At 65.1% G+C, this 16,215-nt stretch carries 16 protein-coding genes and 1 riboswitch; of the genes, 7 read left to right on the plus strand and 9 right to left on the minus strand.

The features are described 5' to 3' along the window. The first annotated feature begins 26 nt into the window (after window positions 1-26). From ACNPP0_RS23525 to ACNPP0_RS23540, 4 genes are all read left to right on the plus strand, one after another. Window positions 27-638, plus strand: coding sequence for an NAD(P)-dependent oxidoreductase (locus ACNPP0_RS23525; RefSeq protein ID WP_448707155.1), 612 nt, complete (start codon window positions 27-29; stop codon window positions 636-638). 138 nt (window positions 639-776) lie between these two features. Beyond that, window positions 777-1,235 (plus strand): nuclear transport factor 2 family protein, encoded by a 459-nt coding sequence (locus ACNPP0_RS23530; protein ID WP_448707156.1) that lies wholly within the window; start codon window positions 777-779, stop codon window positions 1,233-1,235. Window positions 1,236-1,245: 10 nt separating this feature from the next. Next, a complete protein-coding gene (locus ACNPP0_RS23535; RefSeq protein ID WP_448707157.1) occupies window positions 1,246-1,815 on the plus strand; it encodes a flavin reductase family protein in 570 nt (189 codons plus the stop codon). 5 nt (window positions 1,816-1,820) lie between these two features. Continuing rightward, complete coding sequence (locus tag ACNPP0_RS23540; RefSeq protein WP_448707158.1) at window positions 1,821-2,336, plus strand: nucleoside 2-deoxyribosyltransferase; 516 nt, start codon at window positions 1,821-1,823, stop codon at window positions 2,334-2,336. A gap of 19 nt (window positions 2,337-2,355) precedes the next feature. Here the strand turns inward: ACNPP0_RS23540 and ACNPP0_RS23545 are convergent, their stop codons facing one another. The 3 genes from ACNPP0_RS23545 to ACNPP0_RS23555 all read right to left on the minus strand — a co-directional run bounded on the left by ACNPP0_RS23545 (window position 2,356) and on the right by ACNPP0_RS23555 (window position 4,823). Next, complete coding sequence (locus ACNPP0_RS23545) at window positions 2,356-3,006, minus strand: TetR/AcrR family transcriptional regulator (RefSeq protein WP_448707159.1); 651 nt, start codon at window positions 3,004-3,006, stop codon at window positions 2,356-2,358. A 165-nt stretch (window positions 3,007-3,171) separates the two neighbouring features. Next, entirely contained in the window at window positions 3,172-3,885 is a 714-nt protein-coding gene (gene ribB / locus ACNPP0_RS23550; protein ID WP_332609202.1) for a 3,4-dihydroxy-2-butanone-4-phosphate synthase, read from the minus strand. Between the two features lie 112 nt (window positions 3,886-3,997). Next, window positions 3,998-4,152: riboswitch (FMN riboswitch) on the minus strand. 86 nt (window positions 4,153-4,238) lie between these two features. After that, entirely contained in the window at window positions 4,239-4,823 is a 585-nt protein-coding gene (locus ACNPP0_RS23555; protein ID WP_448707160.1) for an SET domain-containing protein, read from the minus strand. Window positions 4,824-4,939: 116 nt separating this feature from the next. On the opposite strand from ACNPP0_RS23555, the gene ACNPP0_RS23560 reads away from it, so the two are divergent. After that, window positions 4,940-5,860, plus strand: a complete 921-nt coding sequence (locus ACNPP0_RS23560) for a bestrophin family protein (protein ID WP_448707161.1) — start codon at window positions 4,940-4,942, stop codon at window positions 5,858-5,860. A 7-nt stretch (window positions 5,861-5,867) separates the two neighbouring features. Here the strand turns inward: ACNPP0_RS23560 and ACNPP0_RS23565 are convergent, their stop codons facing one another. After that, complete coding sequence (locus tag ACNPP0_RS23565; RefSeq protein WP_332609197.1) at window positions 5,868-6,338, minus strand: Lrp/AsnC family transcriptional regulator; 471 nt, start codon at window positions 6,336-6,338, stop codon at window positions 5,868-5,870. Window positions 6,339-6,431: 93 nt separating this feature from the next. Here ACNPP0_RS23565 and ilvB point away from each other — a divergent pair, with 93 nt between their 5' ends. After that, window positions 6,432-8,258 carry a biosynthetic-type acetolactate synthase large subunit gene (ilvB, locus tag ACNPP0_RS23570; RefSeq protein ID WP_448707196.1) on the plus strand — a complete coding sequence of 609 codons (1,827 nt, stop codon included), beginning with the start codon at window positions 6,432-6,434 and terminating at the stop codon, window positions 8,256-8,258. Between the two features lie 4 nt (window positions 8,259-8,262). Here ilvB and ACNPP0_RS23575 read toward each other — a convergent pair whose 3' ends face one another. The 5 genes from ACNPP0_RS23575 to ACNPP0_RS23595 form a co-directional block, all read right to left on the minus strand. After that, window positions 8,263-9,042: an SDR family oxidoreductase gene (locus tag ACNPP0_RS23575; RefSeq protein ID WP_448707162.1), complete on the minus strand. Its 780-nt coding sequence runs from the start codon at window positions 9,040-9,042 to the stop codon at window positions 8,263-8,265. Between the two features lie 25 nt (window positions 9,043-9,067). Further along, window positions 9,068-9,922, minus strand: coding sequence for an ABC transporter permease (locus ACNPP0_RS23580; RefSeq protein WP_332609195.1), 855 nt, complete (start codon window positions 9,920-9,922; stop codon window positions 9,068-9,070). 13 nt (window positions 9,923-9,935) lie between these two features. Further along, window positions 9,936-10,706: an ABC transporter ATP-binding protein gene (locus ACNPP0_RS23585; RefSeq protein WP_448707163.1), complete on the minus strand. Its 771-nt coding sequence runs from the start codon at window positions 10,704-10,706 to the stop codon at window positions 9,936-9,938. Further along, a complete protein-coding gene (locus ACNPP0_RS23590) occupies window positions 10,706-11,764 on the minus strand; it encodes an ABC transporter substrate-binding protein (protein WP_332609192.1) in 1,059 nt (352 codons plus the stop codon). Before ACNPP0_RS23590 ends, ACNPP0_RS23585 begins: the two co-directional genes overlap by 1 nt. A 180-nt stretch (window positions 11,765-11,944) precedes the next feature. Continuing rightward, window positions 11,945-14,593: a DNA topoisomerase III gene (locus tag ACNPP0_RS23595; protein WP_448707164.1), complete on the minus strand. Its 2,649-nt coding sequence runs from the start codon at window positions 14,591-14,593 to the stop codon at window positions 11,945-11,947. A 62-nt stretch (window positions 14,594-14,655) separates the two neighbouring features. Here ACNPP0_RS23595 and ACNPP0_RS23600 point away from each other — a divergent pair. Further along, the coding region (locus tag ACNPP0_RS23600; protein WP_448707165.1) for a DUF4401 domain-containing protein at window positions 14,656-16,215 on the plus strand (1,560 nt) is incomplete at its 3' end.

The following is a 16,215-nucleotide window of genomic DNA, read 5'->3' on the forward strand; positions in this document are numbered from 1 at the left end:
CCCGCCCCTTTCCCAGGAGCAAGACCATGAAAATCGCATTGATCGGAATCACGGGCCGTGTGGGCTCGCGCGTGGCGGACGAACTGCTCAAGCGCGGCCACCAGGTAACGGGCATTGCCCGCAACCCGGCCGACGTCAACGTCCAACCCGGGTTGACCGTCCAGCAGGGCGACGCCACCGACCCCGCCACCTTGACTCCCTTGCTTACCGGGCACGATGCGGTGGTCAGCGCCACGCGCTTCGTGTCGACCGACGCCAAGCCCCTGATCGCCGCCGTGAAGAACGCGGGCGTGCCGCGCCTGCTGGTGGTGGGCGGCGCGGGCAGCCTGCTGGTGGCGCCCGGCACGCTGCTGATCGATACCCCTGAATTTCCGGATGCCTACAAGCCCGAGGCGCGCGCCGGCGTCGTGTTCCTGGACACGCTGCGCCAGGAAAAGGTGCTGAACTGGACGTTCCTGTCGCCCTCGGCAATGTTCGAGCCGGGCGAGCGCACCGGCAGCTTCCGCCTGGGCGAAGACCACCTGCTGGCTGACGACGAAGGCAAGAGCTGGATTTCGATGGAGGACTACGCGATTGCGCTGGCCGACGAAATCGAAACTTCCCAGCATGCGCGCCGACGCTACACCGTCGGCTACTGAAGCGGCCGCCGGCCACTGCCGCCAAGGTACTTGGGAGCCCGTCAAGGGCTCCTTTTTCAATTGTGCAAGCCTGCCGGAACCCGCCGTTTTGTTTGTAAACTGGCAGGCCGCCAGCCGGCGTATCCAGAAGTTGTCCGTATGCGTATGAAGTGCAAATCCTTGGCCGCCTGTGTGCTGCTCGCGTCTCAAAGCCTGGCCTGCGTGCCGGCGCTGGCGGCCGCGCCGCAGTCGAACAAGGAGATCGTCGTTGCGTTTTTTCGCATGATGTTCCAGGACCGCGACATCGACGAGGCCGTGCGCCTGTACGTCAGCCCCAACTATGTGCAGCACAACCCGTACATGCGCGATGGCGTCAGCCCCATGGTCGATTTCTTTCCGCCTTATTTCGACCAGCATCCGCAGGCCATCGTCGACATCAAGCGGGTGATCGCCGAGGGTGATCTGGTGGTGATCCACAATCAGTGGCGTGATTCGCCTGAGGATCGCGGCCAGGCCATCGTTGACATTTTCCGGGTCAACAAAGGAAAGATCGTCGAACACTGGGACGTCAGCCAGGAAATTCCCGAGAACCCCGCCAATCAGAACGGCATGTTCTAACAAGGCCGCCATGTCACGCATCGAAGCCGTAGAGCTGCCCCGTTCCTACCTGCTGTTGAACCACGGCCCCACCGTGCTGGTCACCAGTGCCCATGGCGCATCGCGCAACGTGATGGCGGCCGCGTGGGCCATGCCGCTGGATTTCAACCCGGCCAAGATGCTGGTGGTGGTGGACAAGAACACCTACACGCGCGAACTCATCGAAGCATCGGGCGAATTCGCGCTGTGCATACCCTCGCGCGCGCAAGCTGCCGCCACCTTGAAGGTGGGCTCTGAAACAGGCCGCGGCGTAGACAAATTCGAGCACTGCGGGCTGACCACATTTGCCGCCAGCAAGATCGGCGCGCCGCTGGTCAGCGATTGCCTGGGCTGGCTGGAATGCAAGGTGGTGCCCGAACCGCACAACCAGCAGGCTTATGATCTGTTCATCGGCGAGGTCGTTGCCGCCTGGGCCGCGCCCGATGTGTTCTCGCAAAACCGCTGGCACTTCCCCGAAGACGAGCGCCGTTCGATTCACTATGTGGCGGGCGGTTCGTTCTTTGCCACTGGCCAGCCCTTCAACGTTTCAGAACCGGAGTAGCCCCTATGCGCAGCGTGTATCTTGCGGGGTTCGACGTCTTCCTGCCCGATGCCGTGGCGCATGGCCAGCGGCTCAAGGCCCTGTGCGCCACGTACGGCTTCGAGGGGCTTTTTCCCTTGGACAATACGGCGCCGCAAGACTTGTCGGGTGCGGCACTGGCACAGTGGATCTACCGCGAGAACGTCGCGCTGATCCGACGTGCCGACATGGTGATGGCCAACCTGAACGCGTTTCGGGGTACTGAGCCGGATTCGGGCACGGCCTTCGAAGTGGGCTACGCCATCGCCTGCGGCAAGCCGGTATGGGGCTATACCAGCCAGGCGGGCTCGCTGATCGATCAGGTGGCGGTGGGGGCGGCGGCCGATGACGGCGCCGCGCGCATGGTCGACGCCGATGGCTACACGGTGGAAGACTTCGGCTTGAACCTGAACCTGATGCTGGCATGCAGCGCGCGCATCGTGGTGGGCAAGGCTTCCGATTGCCTGGCCCGCATGGCGCAGGACGCCAGCGGGGGCCGGTAATAGGGCCAGTCGCGGCCGCTTACTTCGCCACCTTCTTGCGCGCCACCTTCCTCGCCACCGGCGTCCCCAGATACCCCATCACCGCATCCACCACGGCCTCTTCCAGCTGCTTGGTGGAAAAGCCCGCGGGCGGCTCCAGCGCCGCCGCGTGCACCAGCGATTCCATGATGCGCAGCACCACATAGGTCGCCAGATCGCGATCCTGCTGTGCGATTTCGGCCCGGTGCAGTTCCAGCAGATGCCGCATGCGGCGGTGGATATCCTGATCGGCCATGCTGTGTTCGCGCGGCGTGTCGAACAAGGGAAATTCCCGTTCCAGCACGCGGTGCAGCGCGGGTTCCAGCAGGTGCGCGTGCAACATGGCCTGCACGATGGCGGCCACGCGTTCTTTCAGCGTCGCGGCGGGGTTGCTGTTGAGCACATCGTCGATGACGTCCAGCATCTGGTTGTCATGGCGCTGGTGCAGCGCCGCGATCAGCGCGTTCTTGTTCGGAAAGTACTGATACAGCGAGCCGACGCTGACACCCGCCGTTTCAGCGATCAGGTTGGTGTTGGTGCCCGCGTAGCCGTGCGTGGCCAGAACGCGAGCCGTCGCTTGCAGGATCGTATCGACGGTGTGCTGGGAACGGAGCTGGCGCGGCGATTTTCGGGGCTGGGGAATGGCGGTCATGGATGCGTTGAAAGGCGAGTATCAAACCTGAGCAATGGCTCATGGAATTTACGGCAGGCAATCTGGTTTTTTACCCGCAAGCGCGGATTATGCCATCGACAAATTCTGTCGCGATGGTGTCAGATCGCCACGCCCTTTTCACGCACTCTTTCTCAATGCCCGACGTCAGACCGTGGCGGCCATTTCCAGCACTTCGTCGTCCACGGGCTGTGTGTGACCGTCTTTCAGCAGTTGCAGGTGCTCGGCTAGTTCGGCGATGGTCAGCGCGACCAGGCCGTGCTGGGCAGCGTAGCGCTCAAGCGACGCGCCGCGCATCATGGTGCCGTCGGGGTTCATCAGTTCGCACAGCACGCCGGCGGGGCGCAGGCCGGCCAGCACGGCCAGATCAACCGAGCCTTCGGTGTGGCCGCGTCGCGTCAGCACGCCACCGGGCTGCGCGCGCAGCGGGAACACGTGGCCGGGGCTGACGATGTCTTCGCTTTGCGCGGTCGGCGAAATCGCCGCGCGGATGGTGGTGACCCGGTCCACGGCGGACACGCCGGTGCTGACGCCGTCGCGCGCCTCGATCGACACGGTGAATGCGGTGGCGAAGCGGCTTTGGTTGCGCGTGACCATGGGCGCAAGTTCCAGGCGGTCCAGCGTTTCGCCGGGCAGGCAAAGGCAGACGATGCCGCTGCCGTCGCGGATCAGTTGCGCCATGACCGGCACGGTCAGCTTGTCGGCGGCGACGATCAGGTCGGCTTCGTTCTCGCGATCGAAGTCGTCCATGAGGATGACGGGACGGCCCAGGCGCAGATGATGCAGCGCGCGCTGCAAACGGGCGGCGAACGGTTGCGAAGCCAGGCTGGGCAGGGACTGCGGGGTATTGAGGTTGGACATTGAAACGCTCTCGCAAAATGAAGGGGGCGAAAAACGTTTCAGGGCTAATCGACAGCCAAGCGCAATACAACGTTCCAGGCGCAAGCGCGCCTGGTGACGGGGTGTTGTGCCGGCACATCTTCTCTCATCCGGACTATGACCGTCGGCTCTGGCATCTCACCAGATCTGCTGACCCCGATGTCCGTGAAGGACGCCGGGCGCTCGCGGGCTTGCCACATTGCATGGCATACCGCCGGTGGGGAATTACACCCCGCCCTGAAGACGTACTGCATGTCGTGTTAACGACATCGGCGATTGTACGCCTGTCCGCGCGAGCGGTGGAACAGGCCGGGCGGGGCCGCGTACGAAGGCCTTCAGGGGACGGACTTGTCGGCCGGGGCCGCCTTGGTCGGGGCCTTTTTCGTCGTCGTCGCCTTTTTCGTCGTCGTCGTGTTCGTTGCCTTCTTCGCCGCCTTTTTCGCCGCCTTTTTCGGCAGCGCCAGCATCGTGCCTCGGCAAGGCGGGGTGCCGCACAGGCAGCGGTAGCCCTCTTTCAGCGCCTTGGTGATGCGGCCGTCCAGCACCAGTCCGTAGTCATACGACAGCTCGGTGCCGCGCGGGATGTCCTGCAAGGCAACGATGTAGACGCGCTTGCCGTGCTTGCCTTCCTGCGCTTCGCAGTTGGGCTGACAGGAATGGTTGATCCAGCGCGCGTCGTTGCCTTCGTCGCCACCGTCGATCACGCGGCCGGAACTGAGCGCGAAGAAGAACGTGTGAAACGGATCGTCCGGGTTGGTCGGGTGGCGCCGGTCGGCTTCCTTGGCGCTGATGCGCGCGCCGCCGTACTCGATGATGCGCGTGCCCGCGGGGATCTTGCGAGCGGCGAAGACGCCGTTGCCATGCAACTTCGAGCGGCGAACGACGTGCCAGGGCTTGATCGGGGTGGCTTCGGTGGTCATGGAGGCGTGGGGCGAGACGGTGGGGGGATGAGACGAAACAGAATTATATCGACGCGCCGGTGACACGGATGACAGGCGTATAGTGAGCGCCGCCTTGTCTTTACTTGATATTCATCATGATCGTCCGTCCGCGGCCTTCCGCGTTGGGTTTGTTCTTTGTGTTGCGGGGTTCCATCATCCCGCGCATTCTCAGCAGGATCATCGTCATCACGCTGTTGTCCTGCGTGGTGGTGTGGATGTACCACCGCCAGTGGTTCTCGCCCGCGCACCTGACGGCGGTGCCGTTTTCGCTGTTCGGGCTGGCGTTGTCGGTGTTCATGGGGTTTCGCAACAACGTCTGCTATGACCGTTGGTGGGAAGCCCGCAAGCAGTGGGGCGACCTGATCGTGCAGGCGCGCAGCCTGGCGCGCGAAAGCGCGGTGCTGCTGGCCGCCAGCACGGCCAACCCCATCCAGGAACGGCTGGTACGGCGCTGCATCGGCTTTGGCTATGGCCTGGCGGCGCGGCTGCGCGGGCAAGATATGGTTGATGCGGTGCGCCCCTGGGTGCAACAAGACGAGCTGGATACGCTGGCCGGTTGCCGCAACGTGCCCGACGCCCTGCTCATGGCCATTAACCGCGATCTGGCCGGCTGCCTGCGGCGCGGCGAACTCAGCGACATTCTTTACCAGGGCCTGACCCAACGCGTGGCCCAGTGCGCCGCCATCCAGGCCGCCTGCGAACGCATCAAGTTCACGCCCTGTCCGTTTGCGTATTCCTTGCTGCTGCATCGCACGGCATGGCTGTTCTGCCTGCTCCTGCCCTTCGGGCTGGTGGGCACGCTGGAATATCTGACGCCCGTGGCGGTCATCATCATTGCCTATACCTTCTTCGGGCTGGACGCGTTGGGCGACGAGCTTGAAGACCCCTTCGGCCTGGAAGAAAACGACCTGCCTTTGTCGGCGCTGGCCCGCGTGATCGAGATCGACCTGCTGGAAGGCCTGGGCGTGCGCCCGCTACCGGAACCGGCTGTGCCGCAGGACTACGTGCTGCGCTGACGACGCCTCAGCTGACCGGCCCGGTCAGCGGCAGCATCGTCTCTTTCAAGCGCCGCAGCACGAAGCAGGACTTGCTGTGGCGGATGCCAGGGATGCGGTACAGCTGTTCGCGCAGCAGCCGTTCGTAGTCGCGCGTATCGCGCACGGCGATGCGGATGTAATAGTCGTAGTCGCCCGACACCAGAAATGCTTCCAGCACTTCGGGAATGGCCGCCAGCGCGCGGCCGAACTCGTATAAGGTTTCTTCGCTGTGGCTTTCCAGCGTGACGTGGACGATGACCGTGTCCATGAACCCCAGGCTGGCCGGGTCGATGTCCACGGTGTACCCGCGGATGACGCCGGCGCCCTCCATCCGCTTGATGCGATTCCAGCACGGGGTAGACGACAGGCCCACCGCCGCACCGATCTCATTCAAGCTGGCGCGCGCGTTCTCTTGCAGCACCTTCAAAATGGCGAGGTCAAACTTGTCCAGGTTCATTTTCTTTGATTCCTCCAAATCAAAGATGAATTTACTCCGGCAGACCCGTATTCGTGGAAAAGAAGATAAAAATTCTGCGCGCCTACGAATAAGATAGATAGCATGAACGATCGCCTGCACCCCACCGCCGCCGCCGCGCTAGCCGCCACCGAAGCCCCTCTTGCGAACGGGGCCAAGATTCTGCTCGATACGCTGATTGCAAACGGGGTCGATACCGTGTTCGGCTACCCGGGGGGCGCGGTCCTGCCGCTGTACGACGCCCTGTACGCCGAGCCGCGCCTGCGCCACGTGCTGGTGCGCCACGAGCAGGCCGCCGTGCATGCCGCCGAGGGCTATGCCCGCAGCACCGGCCGCACGGGCGTGGTCTTTGTGACCTCCGGCCCCGGCATGGCCAACACCACCTCCGGCCTGCTGGACGCCATGTGCGATTCGATTCCGGTGCTGTGCATCAGCGGCCAGGTCGCTACCGCCGCGATCGGCACCGACGCCTTTCAGGAATGCGACGCCATCGGCATTTCGCGTTCCGTCACCAAATGGAATACTCAGATCCGCGCCGTGGACGACGTGGCCAACGTGGTGGCGCGTGCCTTTGAACTGACCCGCCAGGGCCGGCCCGGCCCGGTGCTGGTGGACTTTCCTAAAGACGTGCAGCTGGCCGTGCCGCGCGATGCGGACGACGACGTGCCCGGCCTGCCGTCGCAGCAAAAGCTGGCCGCGCTGCGAGCGCGCCGGCAGTCGGGCAAGCTGGCGGCCAAGTTGCCGCAGTCGGCCGTGCGCCGCGCCGCCGCGTTGGTCGCACAGGCCAAGCGGCCCATCTTCTACGGCGGTGGCGGCCTGGTGAACGCAGGCCCCGAGGCCTGCGAGGCCTTCACGGATCTGGTGCGCCACACCGGCGCGCCGTGCACCCTGACGCTGATGGGCCTGGGCGCCTTCCCCGCGTCCGACCCGCAGTTTGTCGGCATGCTGGGCATGCATGGCACCGTCGAAGCCAACCTGGCCATGCACAACGCGGATCTGGTGGTGTGCATCGGCGCCCGGTTCGACGATCGCATCACCGGCAAGCTGTCCGAGTTTTGCCCGCACGCGCGCAAGATCCATATCGACATCGACCCTGCTTCCATCAACAAGGTGGTGCGCGTGGACGTGGCGCTGGTGGGCGACTGCCTGCCGCTGGTGCGCGCGCTGCGTGCAGAACTGGGCGACGCACCGCTGGAGCCCGCGCGCCTGGCGCCGTGGTTCAAGCGCATCGAGGCCTGGCGTGCGCAGGACTGCCTGGGCTTCACGCCCGCCGCCGACGCCATCTTGCCGCAGCACCTGATGTCCAGCCTGAACGCCGCGCTGGCCGATCGCGACCCCATCGTGTCCACCGACGTGGGCCAGCACCAGATGTGGGCCGCGCAATACCTGCGTTTCGACAAGCCGAACCGCTGGTTGACCTCTGGCGGCGCCGGCACGATGGGCTATGGCGTGCCCGCCGCCATCGGCGCGCAGGTGGCGCATCCGGACAAGACCGTGGTGTGCGTCAGCGGCGATGCGTCGGTGCTGATGAACATCCAGGAACTGTCCACCGCCATGCAGCACCAGACGCCCGTGAAGGTGGTGCTGTGCAACAACGGCTACATGGGCATGGTGCGCCAATGGCAGGAACTGATCCACGGCGGGCGCTACAGCCACAGCTATAACGCGTCGCTGCCCGACTTCGTGGCGCTGGCGCGCGCGTTCGGCTGGGGCGCGGCGCGCGTGGATGATCCGGCCAAGCTGGACGCCGCGCTGGCCGAATGCCTGGCGCATGATGGGCCGTACTTTCTTGACGTGGCCGTGACCGCGCAAGAGAACTGCTTTCCGATGATGCCGGCCGGCCATGGCCACCAGAAGATGATGCTGGCCGAAGGCGTCTGGTACCAGGACGAGACGACCTGATCGCCTAGAACTGGATCGACAGGCCGCCGTCCACCACCAGCACGTGTCCGTTCACGTAGGACGCGGCCGGTGACGCAAGGAATACCGCCGCGCCCGCGATTTCTTCCGGCTCGCCCCACCGGCCCGTTGGATTGCGCGCGGCGATCCGCGGGCCGAAGTTCGGGTCCGCCACCATGGCCGCGTTGGTTTCCGTGGCGAACGTGCCCGGCGCGATGGCGTTGCTGGTGATGTGCTGGCCACCAAATTCTGCCGCCAGCGCGCGCACCATGCCCGTCAGCCCCTGCTTGGCGGCGGGATAGACGGCGTCGCCCGCGCGCGCCAATTCCCCCACCACCGACGTGATCGCGATCAGGCGTCCGCCGCCCTGGCGCACCATGCGTTCGGCCGCGAACTTGGCCAGCAGCATGCCGGCCACCAGATCGGTGTCGATCAATTCGCGGATTTCGGCCGGCGTCGTGTCGCGCAACGTCTTGCGGTTGCGTGCGCCCACGTTGTTGACCAGCACGTCCAGCCGGCCATGTTCGTCGTCGATGCGCTGGAAGGCGCGCGCCATGTCGGCGTCGTTGCTGACGTCGAACGGCAAGGCATGCGCATCCAGGCCCGCGTCGGCGAGCTCGGCCACGGCGGCGTCCACCGCCGCGCTGTTGCGGCCGTTGATCAACACGCGCGCGCCGCAGCCGGCCAACGCCCGCGCGATGCAAAAGCCCAGCCCGCGCGCGGACCCGGTTATCAGCGCCACCTGGCCCGTCAGGTCGAAGTTACGTAAATAGGGAAGAGTGCTCATCAATGCTGTCCCGAATTTTTCATGGTCATTCCCTGAACTCCGGCGCCCAATGCAGCAGCCGCCGTTCCAGCCAGGTCACACAATAAACCAGCGCGATACCGACGATGGACAGCAGCGTCACGGCCGCGAACATGTCGGTGGCGTTCAAGGTGGCCAGCGCGGTGATCATCAGATAGCCCATGCCCGTGGTCGACCCGACGAATTCGGCCAGCACCACGCCGATCAGCGCAAAGCTGATAGCGTTGGGCAAGGCGGCGAACGTCCAGGCCGCGGCGGTGGGTATGCGCACGCGCCACAGGATCTGGCGCGGCGAGCCGCCCAGCGTGCGGCAGAAGTCCACCAGTTCACGTTCGACGCTGCGGCCGCCTTTGTAGGTGTTGAAGAACACCAGGAAGAACACCACGAACCACGACGTCACCACCTTGGAGGCCAGCCCCAGGCCGAAGAACATGGTGATGAGCGGCACGAAGGCGATGCGCGGCATCGAGTTGAACGCCACGATGAACGGGTTGAAGACATCGGCCAGGAAGCGGCTGCGGCTAAGCGTCATGCCGACGATGAAGCCGCTGCCCACTCCCACCACCAGGCCCACCATCGTGGCTTGCAAGGTCAGCCAAAGATGCGGCCAGACCGAGCGTGGGCCGGGTTGCAGCCATTCCCACAAACGCACCGCCACGCGCGACGGCTGGCTGATGAAGAACGGATCGAACAAGGTGTTCTGCGTGAACCACGGAATGCGCGTCAGCGTTTCCCATGACCCAAGAATGATGGCAAGAATCAGCACCTGCCACAACGTGATGCGCACGCGGCGCTTGATGCCGGCGCGGCGGTCCAGCCGCAGCTGGTCCTGCAAGGAATTTGAGGTTTCAGTCGGAATCATGGGGCGGGAAGAATCAGGCGGCGGCGCGGAACTGCTGGCCCAGCACGCTCCAGAGGCTTTGCACGTGGGCCACGAATTGCGGCGTTTCGCGCAGCGTGAAGACGTCGCGCGGATGCGGGATGCGGATGCGTTCGTCCAGCAGCACGCGGCTGGGTGGGCCGGACAGCACCACCACCCGGTCCGACAGCAGGATGGCTTCGTCCAGGTCGTGCGTGACCATCACGATGGTCTGGCCCAGCTTGCGCCAGATCTCCATCAGCTCGCGATGCAGGTGCGTTTTGGTGTGCGTGTCCAGCGCGCCAAAGGGCTCGTCCAGCAGCAGGATGCGCGGCTCGACGGCCAGGCTCATCAATAGCGCCACGCGCCGCCGCATGCCGCCCGACAGCTGGTGCGGGAAGGCGTCGGCGAAGTCGGTCAGGTGGCCAAGCGCTAGCAGCTCTGCCACGCGCTGCGCGATCTTGTCGGCGGCCACGCCGTGAAACTTCAAGCCCAGCGCCACGTTCTTCTTGACGCTGAACCACGGCAGCAAGGTGTCTTTCTGAAAGATGTAGCCCAGCGCAGGAGGCACCTGCCCGTCAACTTGCCGGCCGTCCACGTGAATGGTGCCGGTGGTGGGCCGCAAGAAACCGGCGATCATGTTCAGCAGCGTGCTTTTGCCGCAACCCGAGGGGCCGACGATCGAGACGAATTCACCCGCTTCGATGCTCAGGCTGACGTCGCCCACCGCATGCGTCGTGCCCTGGCGTGACTGGTACGCCTTGCCGACCTTGTCCAGCGTAATCATCAAAGGCCCCGCGCTTTGCGCACGAAGCTCATGTCCACGCATTTGGCATAGGGCACGGTCTTGATTTCGTCATTGGAAAACTGGCGGCCGTCGCCCATGATGGCCGTCATGCGGTTGTACGCGTCTTCGGTGATGATGTTGTCTTTCAGGAACACCGTGTCTTTGTAGACGCCCAATGTCTTCTCAATGGCGGCGCGCGGGAACGCGCTGAGGTAGTCGTCGTAGATCACGTCGGCAATGCCCGAGGCCGGCGTGGCGGTGATGAAGTCCTGCGCCTTGACCATTGCGCTGACGAAGGCCTGCACCACTTCCGGGCGCTTCTGGATGGTGTCTTGCAGGGTCAGCGCGGCAATGCCGGGCACGTCGCCGCCCATGAATTCGTTCCACGACGCCTCGGTGGTGGCGTCGAAAATGGGCACGCCCCAGCCTTCCTGGCGGGCCTGTTCCATCATGGACATGGTGGCCATGCTGGCGGATACCGAGCCCGTCTTCAACGCGCCCAGCATCGTGGCCAGATCGCCCAGGGGGCGGATGTCGACCTTGTCCGCCACGCCGGCTTTCTGCATCAGGTACAGCGCCATCAGCCAGGTGCTGGACTGCGGTTGTGTGGCGCCGACGCGCTTGCCGGCCAGGTCTTTCAACGATTTGATCTTGCCGCTTTCGAAGTCTTCGCGGCGCACGATGATGTTGGCGTACGTCAGCTTGCGGTCAAAGCCGAACACCAGCGTGGCGGCTTTGCCGGCAATGGTCAGCGCGGGCGCGGCGGTGGCGGCGGTGGCGCCGAACACGATCTGGCCGGCCGCCAGCAATTGGTTGGTGCGCGGGCCGCTTTGCGAATTCAGGTATTCAACGTCCAGGCCGCCTTCGGTGAAGTAGCCCTTCTTCAGCGCCACGTAGCCGGCCGCGAAAAAGGGGTCGATGCTGCCCTGCCCGTAGACGACGCGGCCCAGCTTGGGCTGGGCAAACGCGACGCGCCCGTCAAGCAGGGCCACACCGGCCAAGGCGCCGGCGGAGGTCAGGATGCGGCGGCGCGTGGTGAAGCGGGGGCTGTGGATCATGTCGTCCTCGGATTGATTTTTGGGTGGCGCTGTTTGGCGTAAACAATACCCCAGCGTGTGCGGCCCAACAATGGAAAACGCCCGGGTTGTCCGGGCGTGGGTCGGCAAGGGGTGACCGGGTTGGGGACCGGGCGTGATCGGGGCGGATGGTTCCGCCCTTTTCGTCGCGCCGGATTCCCGCTACGAAGCGGTTTTCTTCGGCGCGGCCTTTTTGACTGCCTTTTTGGCGGCGGTCTTGGTGGCCGTCTTAGTGGCTGTCTTGGTTGCCGCTTTCTTCACCGCCGCCTTCTTGGCGGGCGCTTTTTTCGCTGCGGGCTTCGTCGCCGTCTTCGTTGCCGTTTTCGAGGCGGTCTTGGACGGCGCGCGGCCCGGCTTTTCAGGACGCGGCTCGAATTCGAAGCCGATCTTGCCGTCGGGCTGGCGCACCAGGAAAGCCTTGAACTTGCGGTTCGTGCGGCTGGACACAAAGCCGTCCAGCAGGTCGGTGCGGCCGGTGTTCAGCAGCTTGCCCATCTGTTCGGCCGAGATCTCCTGTTGCAGGATGACCTTGCCCGAGCGGAAGTCGCAGGTCTTTTCAGGCCCGACCGACTTCTCGCACACGTAGCTCATGCCGTGCTCGAACACGCGCGACTGGCACTTGGGGCAGGGGCCGACCGGCGTGTGGCCCGAGAAGTCCACCGCCTCGGTATCGTCTTCGTCGTTCTGACCGAAGTCGAACTCCAGCTTGTACTCGTCGCTGATGCGCAGGATGGCTGCAAACGGACGGCCCATCTTGCTGATGAAGCCTTGCAGCGGACCGATCTCGCGCTTGGCCAGCAGCTCTTCGACTTCCGGCAGTTCGAACGTGCGGCCGCCCGGGTGCTTGCCGATCGAGAAATCGCAGGCGGTGCAGGCGAAGCGGCGATAGTTTTCCTTGACCACCGCGCCGCACTTGGGGCACGGCGTTTGCAAGGTGGCGTAGTCGCCCGGCACCGTGTCGCGCTCGTATTCCTTGGCGCGCTTGACGATCACCTGGGTCATCTGCGCAATCTCGCGCATGAAGGCCTCACGGCCCAGGCCGCCCTGCTCGATCTGCTTGAGCTTGTGTTCCCATTCGCCGGTCAGTTCTGGCGAGGTCAGTTCGGTCACGTCCAGGCCCGACAACAGCGTCATCAGCTGGCGCGCCTTGGCGGTGGGCACCAGGTCGCGGCCTTCACGGCGCAAATACACCTCGTTGAGCAGGCCTTCGATGATGGCAGCCCGCGTGGCCGGCGTACCCAGCCCGCGTTCGGACATGGCTTCGCGCAGCTCTTCGTCGTCCACCAGCTTGCCGGCGCCTTCCATGGCTGACAGCAAGGTGCCTTCGTTGAAGCGGGCGGGCGGCTTGGTCGACAGGCCGACGGCTTCGACGTCTTCCGTGCGCACCGTTTCGCCGTCGGCAACCGGCACCAGGTTGGCGTCTTCGCCTTGGGCTTCCTTGCCGTACACGGCCAGCCAGCCCGGCGTGACCAGCACCTTGCCGTCGGTGCGGAAGCGATGCCCCTGCACTTCGGTCAGGCGGGTGGTGACGCGGTATTCGGCGGCCGGGAAGAACACGGCCAGAAAGCGCTTGAGCACCAGGTCGTACAGCTTGGCCTCGGCCTCGCTGAGGTCATGCGGGATTTGCAGCGTGGGAATGATGGCAAAGTGATCCGACACCTTCTTGTTGTCGAAGATGCGGCGGTTTGGCTTCACCCACTGCTGGCTGACGACGGTGTCCGCGTGGCGGGCCAGGCCGCCCACGGCGTTCGAGCCGCCCTTGGCCAGCGCGCGCATGGTTTCCTGCACCGTGGTGATGTAGTCCTCGGGCAGATAGCGGGAATCGGTACGCGGATAGGTCAGCGCCTTGTGGCGTTCGTACAGGGTCTGCGCCAGGGCCAGCGTGGTCTTGGCCGAAAAGCCGAAACGGCCGTTGGCCTCGCGCTGCAACGACGTCAGGTCGTACAGGGCCGGCGACATCTGGGTCGACGGCTTGGATTCTTCAGTGACGTTGCCCGGCTGGTCGCGGCAGGCTGCCACCACGCTCTGGGCGGCGGCGGCGGACCACAGGCGCGATTCGCGCTTTTCCGGGTCGCGGTCGTCTTTCTTGAATTGCGGGTCGATCCAGCGGCCTTCGTACAGGCCGGCGGCGGCGATGAAGGTGGCGCGCACTTCCCAGTAGTCGCGCGGCACGAAGCGGCGGATGCGCTCTTCGCGCTCGGCCACGATGGCCAGTGTGGGCGTCTGCACCCGGCCGACCGGCGTCTTGAAGAAGCCGCCGTCCTTGCTGTTGAAGGCGGTCATGGCGCGCGTGCCGTTGATGCCTACCAGCCAGTCGGCTTCAGCGCGCGAGCGGGCGGCCGCTTCCAGCGGCTTGAGCTGCACGTCGTCGCGCAGGTTGGCAAAGGCTTCGCGGATGGCGGCCTGCGTCATCGATTGCAGCCAGAGGCGCTGAATCGGCTTTTTCACGCCCGCATACTGAATGATGTAGCGGAAGATCAGTTCGCCCTCGCGTCCCGCGTCACAGGCGTTGATGATCGAATCCACGTCCTTGCGCTTGGCCAGGCGAACCAGCAGCTTCAGGCGCTCCGCCGACTTCTTGTCGGTGGGGCCCAGTTCGAATTCCGGCGGAATCACGGGCAGGTGCGCGAAGCTCCACTTTCCCTTGACCGGATCATTGGGCGCGACCAAGCTCAGCAAATGGCCGATGCTGGACGCGAGTACGTAACGTTCGCTTTCAAAATAGTCGCCCTCGCGCGCAAAGCCTCCCAAGGCGCGTGATATATCAAGGGCCACCGAGGGCTTCTCGGCAATAATCAGCGTTTTATTCATGTGTATCCAGTGGCGGTAGTCCCGCCTTAGTAGCGCGGATAATAAGATCGGAGATTCGCCAGATGCAAGTCGGCACTGAAAGGCAAGCGGGATCCGAACTGCACGCTTGGCGTCAATTCTTGGCGCGAAGCACCTTGTGGCTAGGCGTTTTGCTGCTGGGCAGCGCTGCGATTTGCTGGCTTGCCGCCAACTGGCAAGACATGACAAAAGTGCAACGCTTTGCCGGCACGCAGGGTTTGCTGGCGATCTCGGCATTGGCTGCGGCCTGGGCCGGTTTGCGCCTGCGGGCCTCGCCTGGCGTGCGGCGCAGCATCCCCGGCGCGCTTCTGGCATTGGCCGGCATTTTGCTGGGCGCCTTGCTCGCGTTATTGGGTCAAACTTACCAGACTGGCGCCGATACCTGGGAATTGTTCGCCTGGTGGGCGGTTCTGCTGCTGCCCTGGGCGCTGGCCTCGGCCAGCCAGGCGGTGTGGCTGTTGTGGGCGCTGGTGCTGAATGTGGCGGCCGCATTGTGGTTGGGCGAACGCGTCTTCACCTGGTATGCCATCTATGACGGCTCGGGCCTGCCCAACCTCATCATGGCGGCGCTGAACCTGACGCTGCTGTTGGGCTGGGAACTGGCGGCGCGACGCTGGCGGGCCAGCACGCTGATCGGGCCGCGCGTCCTGGCCGCCATCGCCATCAGCGCCCTGGTGCTGTCCTTGATGTTCGGGGACTTCATCCTGCGCGGCGTCGGATCCCTTAACGGCGTTGCCTGGTTGGCCGCGACGTTGGGGCTGGGCCTTTACTATCAGCGCGGTCGGCGCGACCTGGTCATTCTGGCGATGCTGGCGGCGGGCGTCATCTGCGTGTCGCTGCGTGTAGTGGGCGAATGGTTGCTGCGCCTGGAGCCCGGCGTGTGGGCCGCGCTGCCCCTGGCCGCCCTGCTCATGGCCGAGGCCGTGCTGGCCGCGCGCTGGCTGCGCAAGCTGGCGGCCGAACCCGGGGCCGCCGTGGTGGCCGCCGATGCCGAACCGGCCGCCGCATCGGCCGGCAACGCGGTCGAATCCGGCGATGCCGGCACCCCTGTCGTGCAGCTGGCCCCTGCCGCCAAGCCGCATGCCGAACCGCCCTGGTACGTGCAATGCCTGCTGGGCCTGAGCGCCTGGCTGGCTACCCTGCTGCTGCTGGTGTTCGTGGCGTTCTCGGGCATCGTGACGTCGGAAGAAGGCGCGCTGGTGGCCGGGCTGGTGCTGTGCGGCGCTGGCGTGGCGGTGCTGCGCAGCGACGCCGGACCGTTCTGGCGCCAATGCGGCACCGCGATGGCCTTCACGGGCCAGATCCTCATCATCTACGGGCTCTCCAGTTCCACGTCGTTCACCAGCGCCTGCTTCTTTGTATTGCTGCTGGCGGCGGTGGTCTACGCGCTGGGCCCGGATGTGATCCTGCGCTTTTTGTCGGGCCTGTTGATCGCGGCGGCGGGCGCTGCCCTGATCTGGCGCGGGGGGTCGCCCGAGTTGATGCGCGACGACCTGCTGGACGCCTGGCTGTACTTCGACGCGGGCCGCGCCGGCTTCGTCTGGCTGCCGATTGCCGTGATCGGCGCCTGGGCCACGGCCGTCATCCTGACCTGGAGCCATCGC

It is taken from the genome of Achromobacter semiaridum (assembly GCF_053543755.1).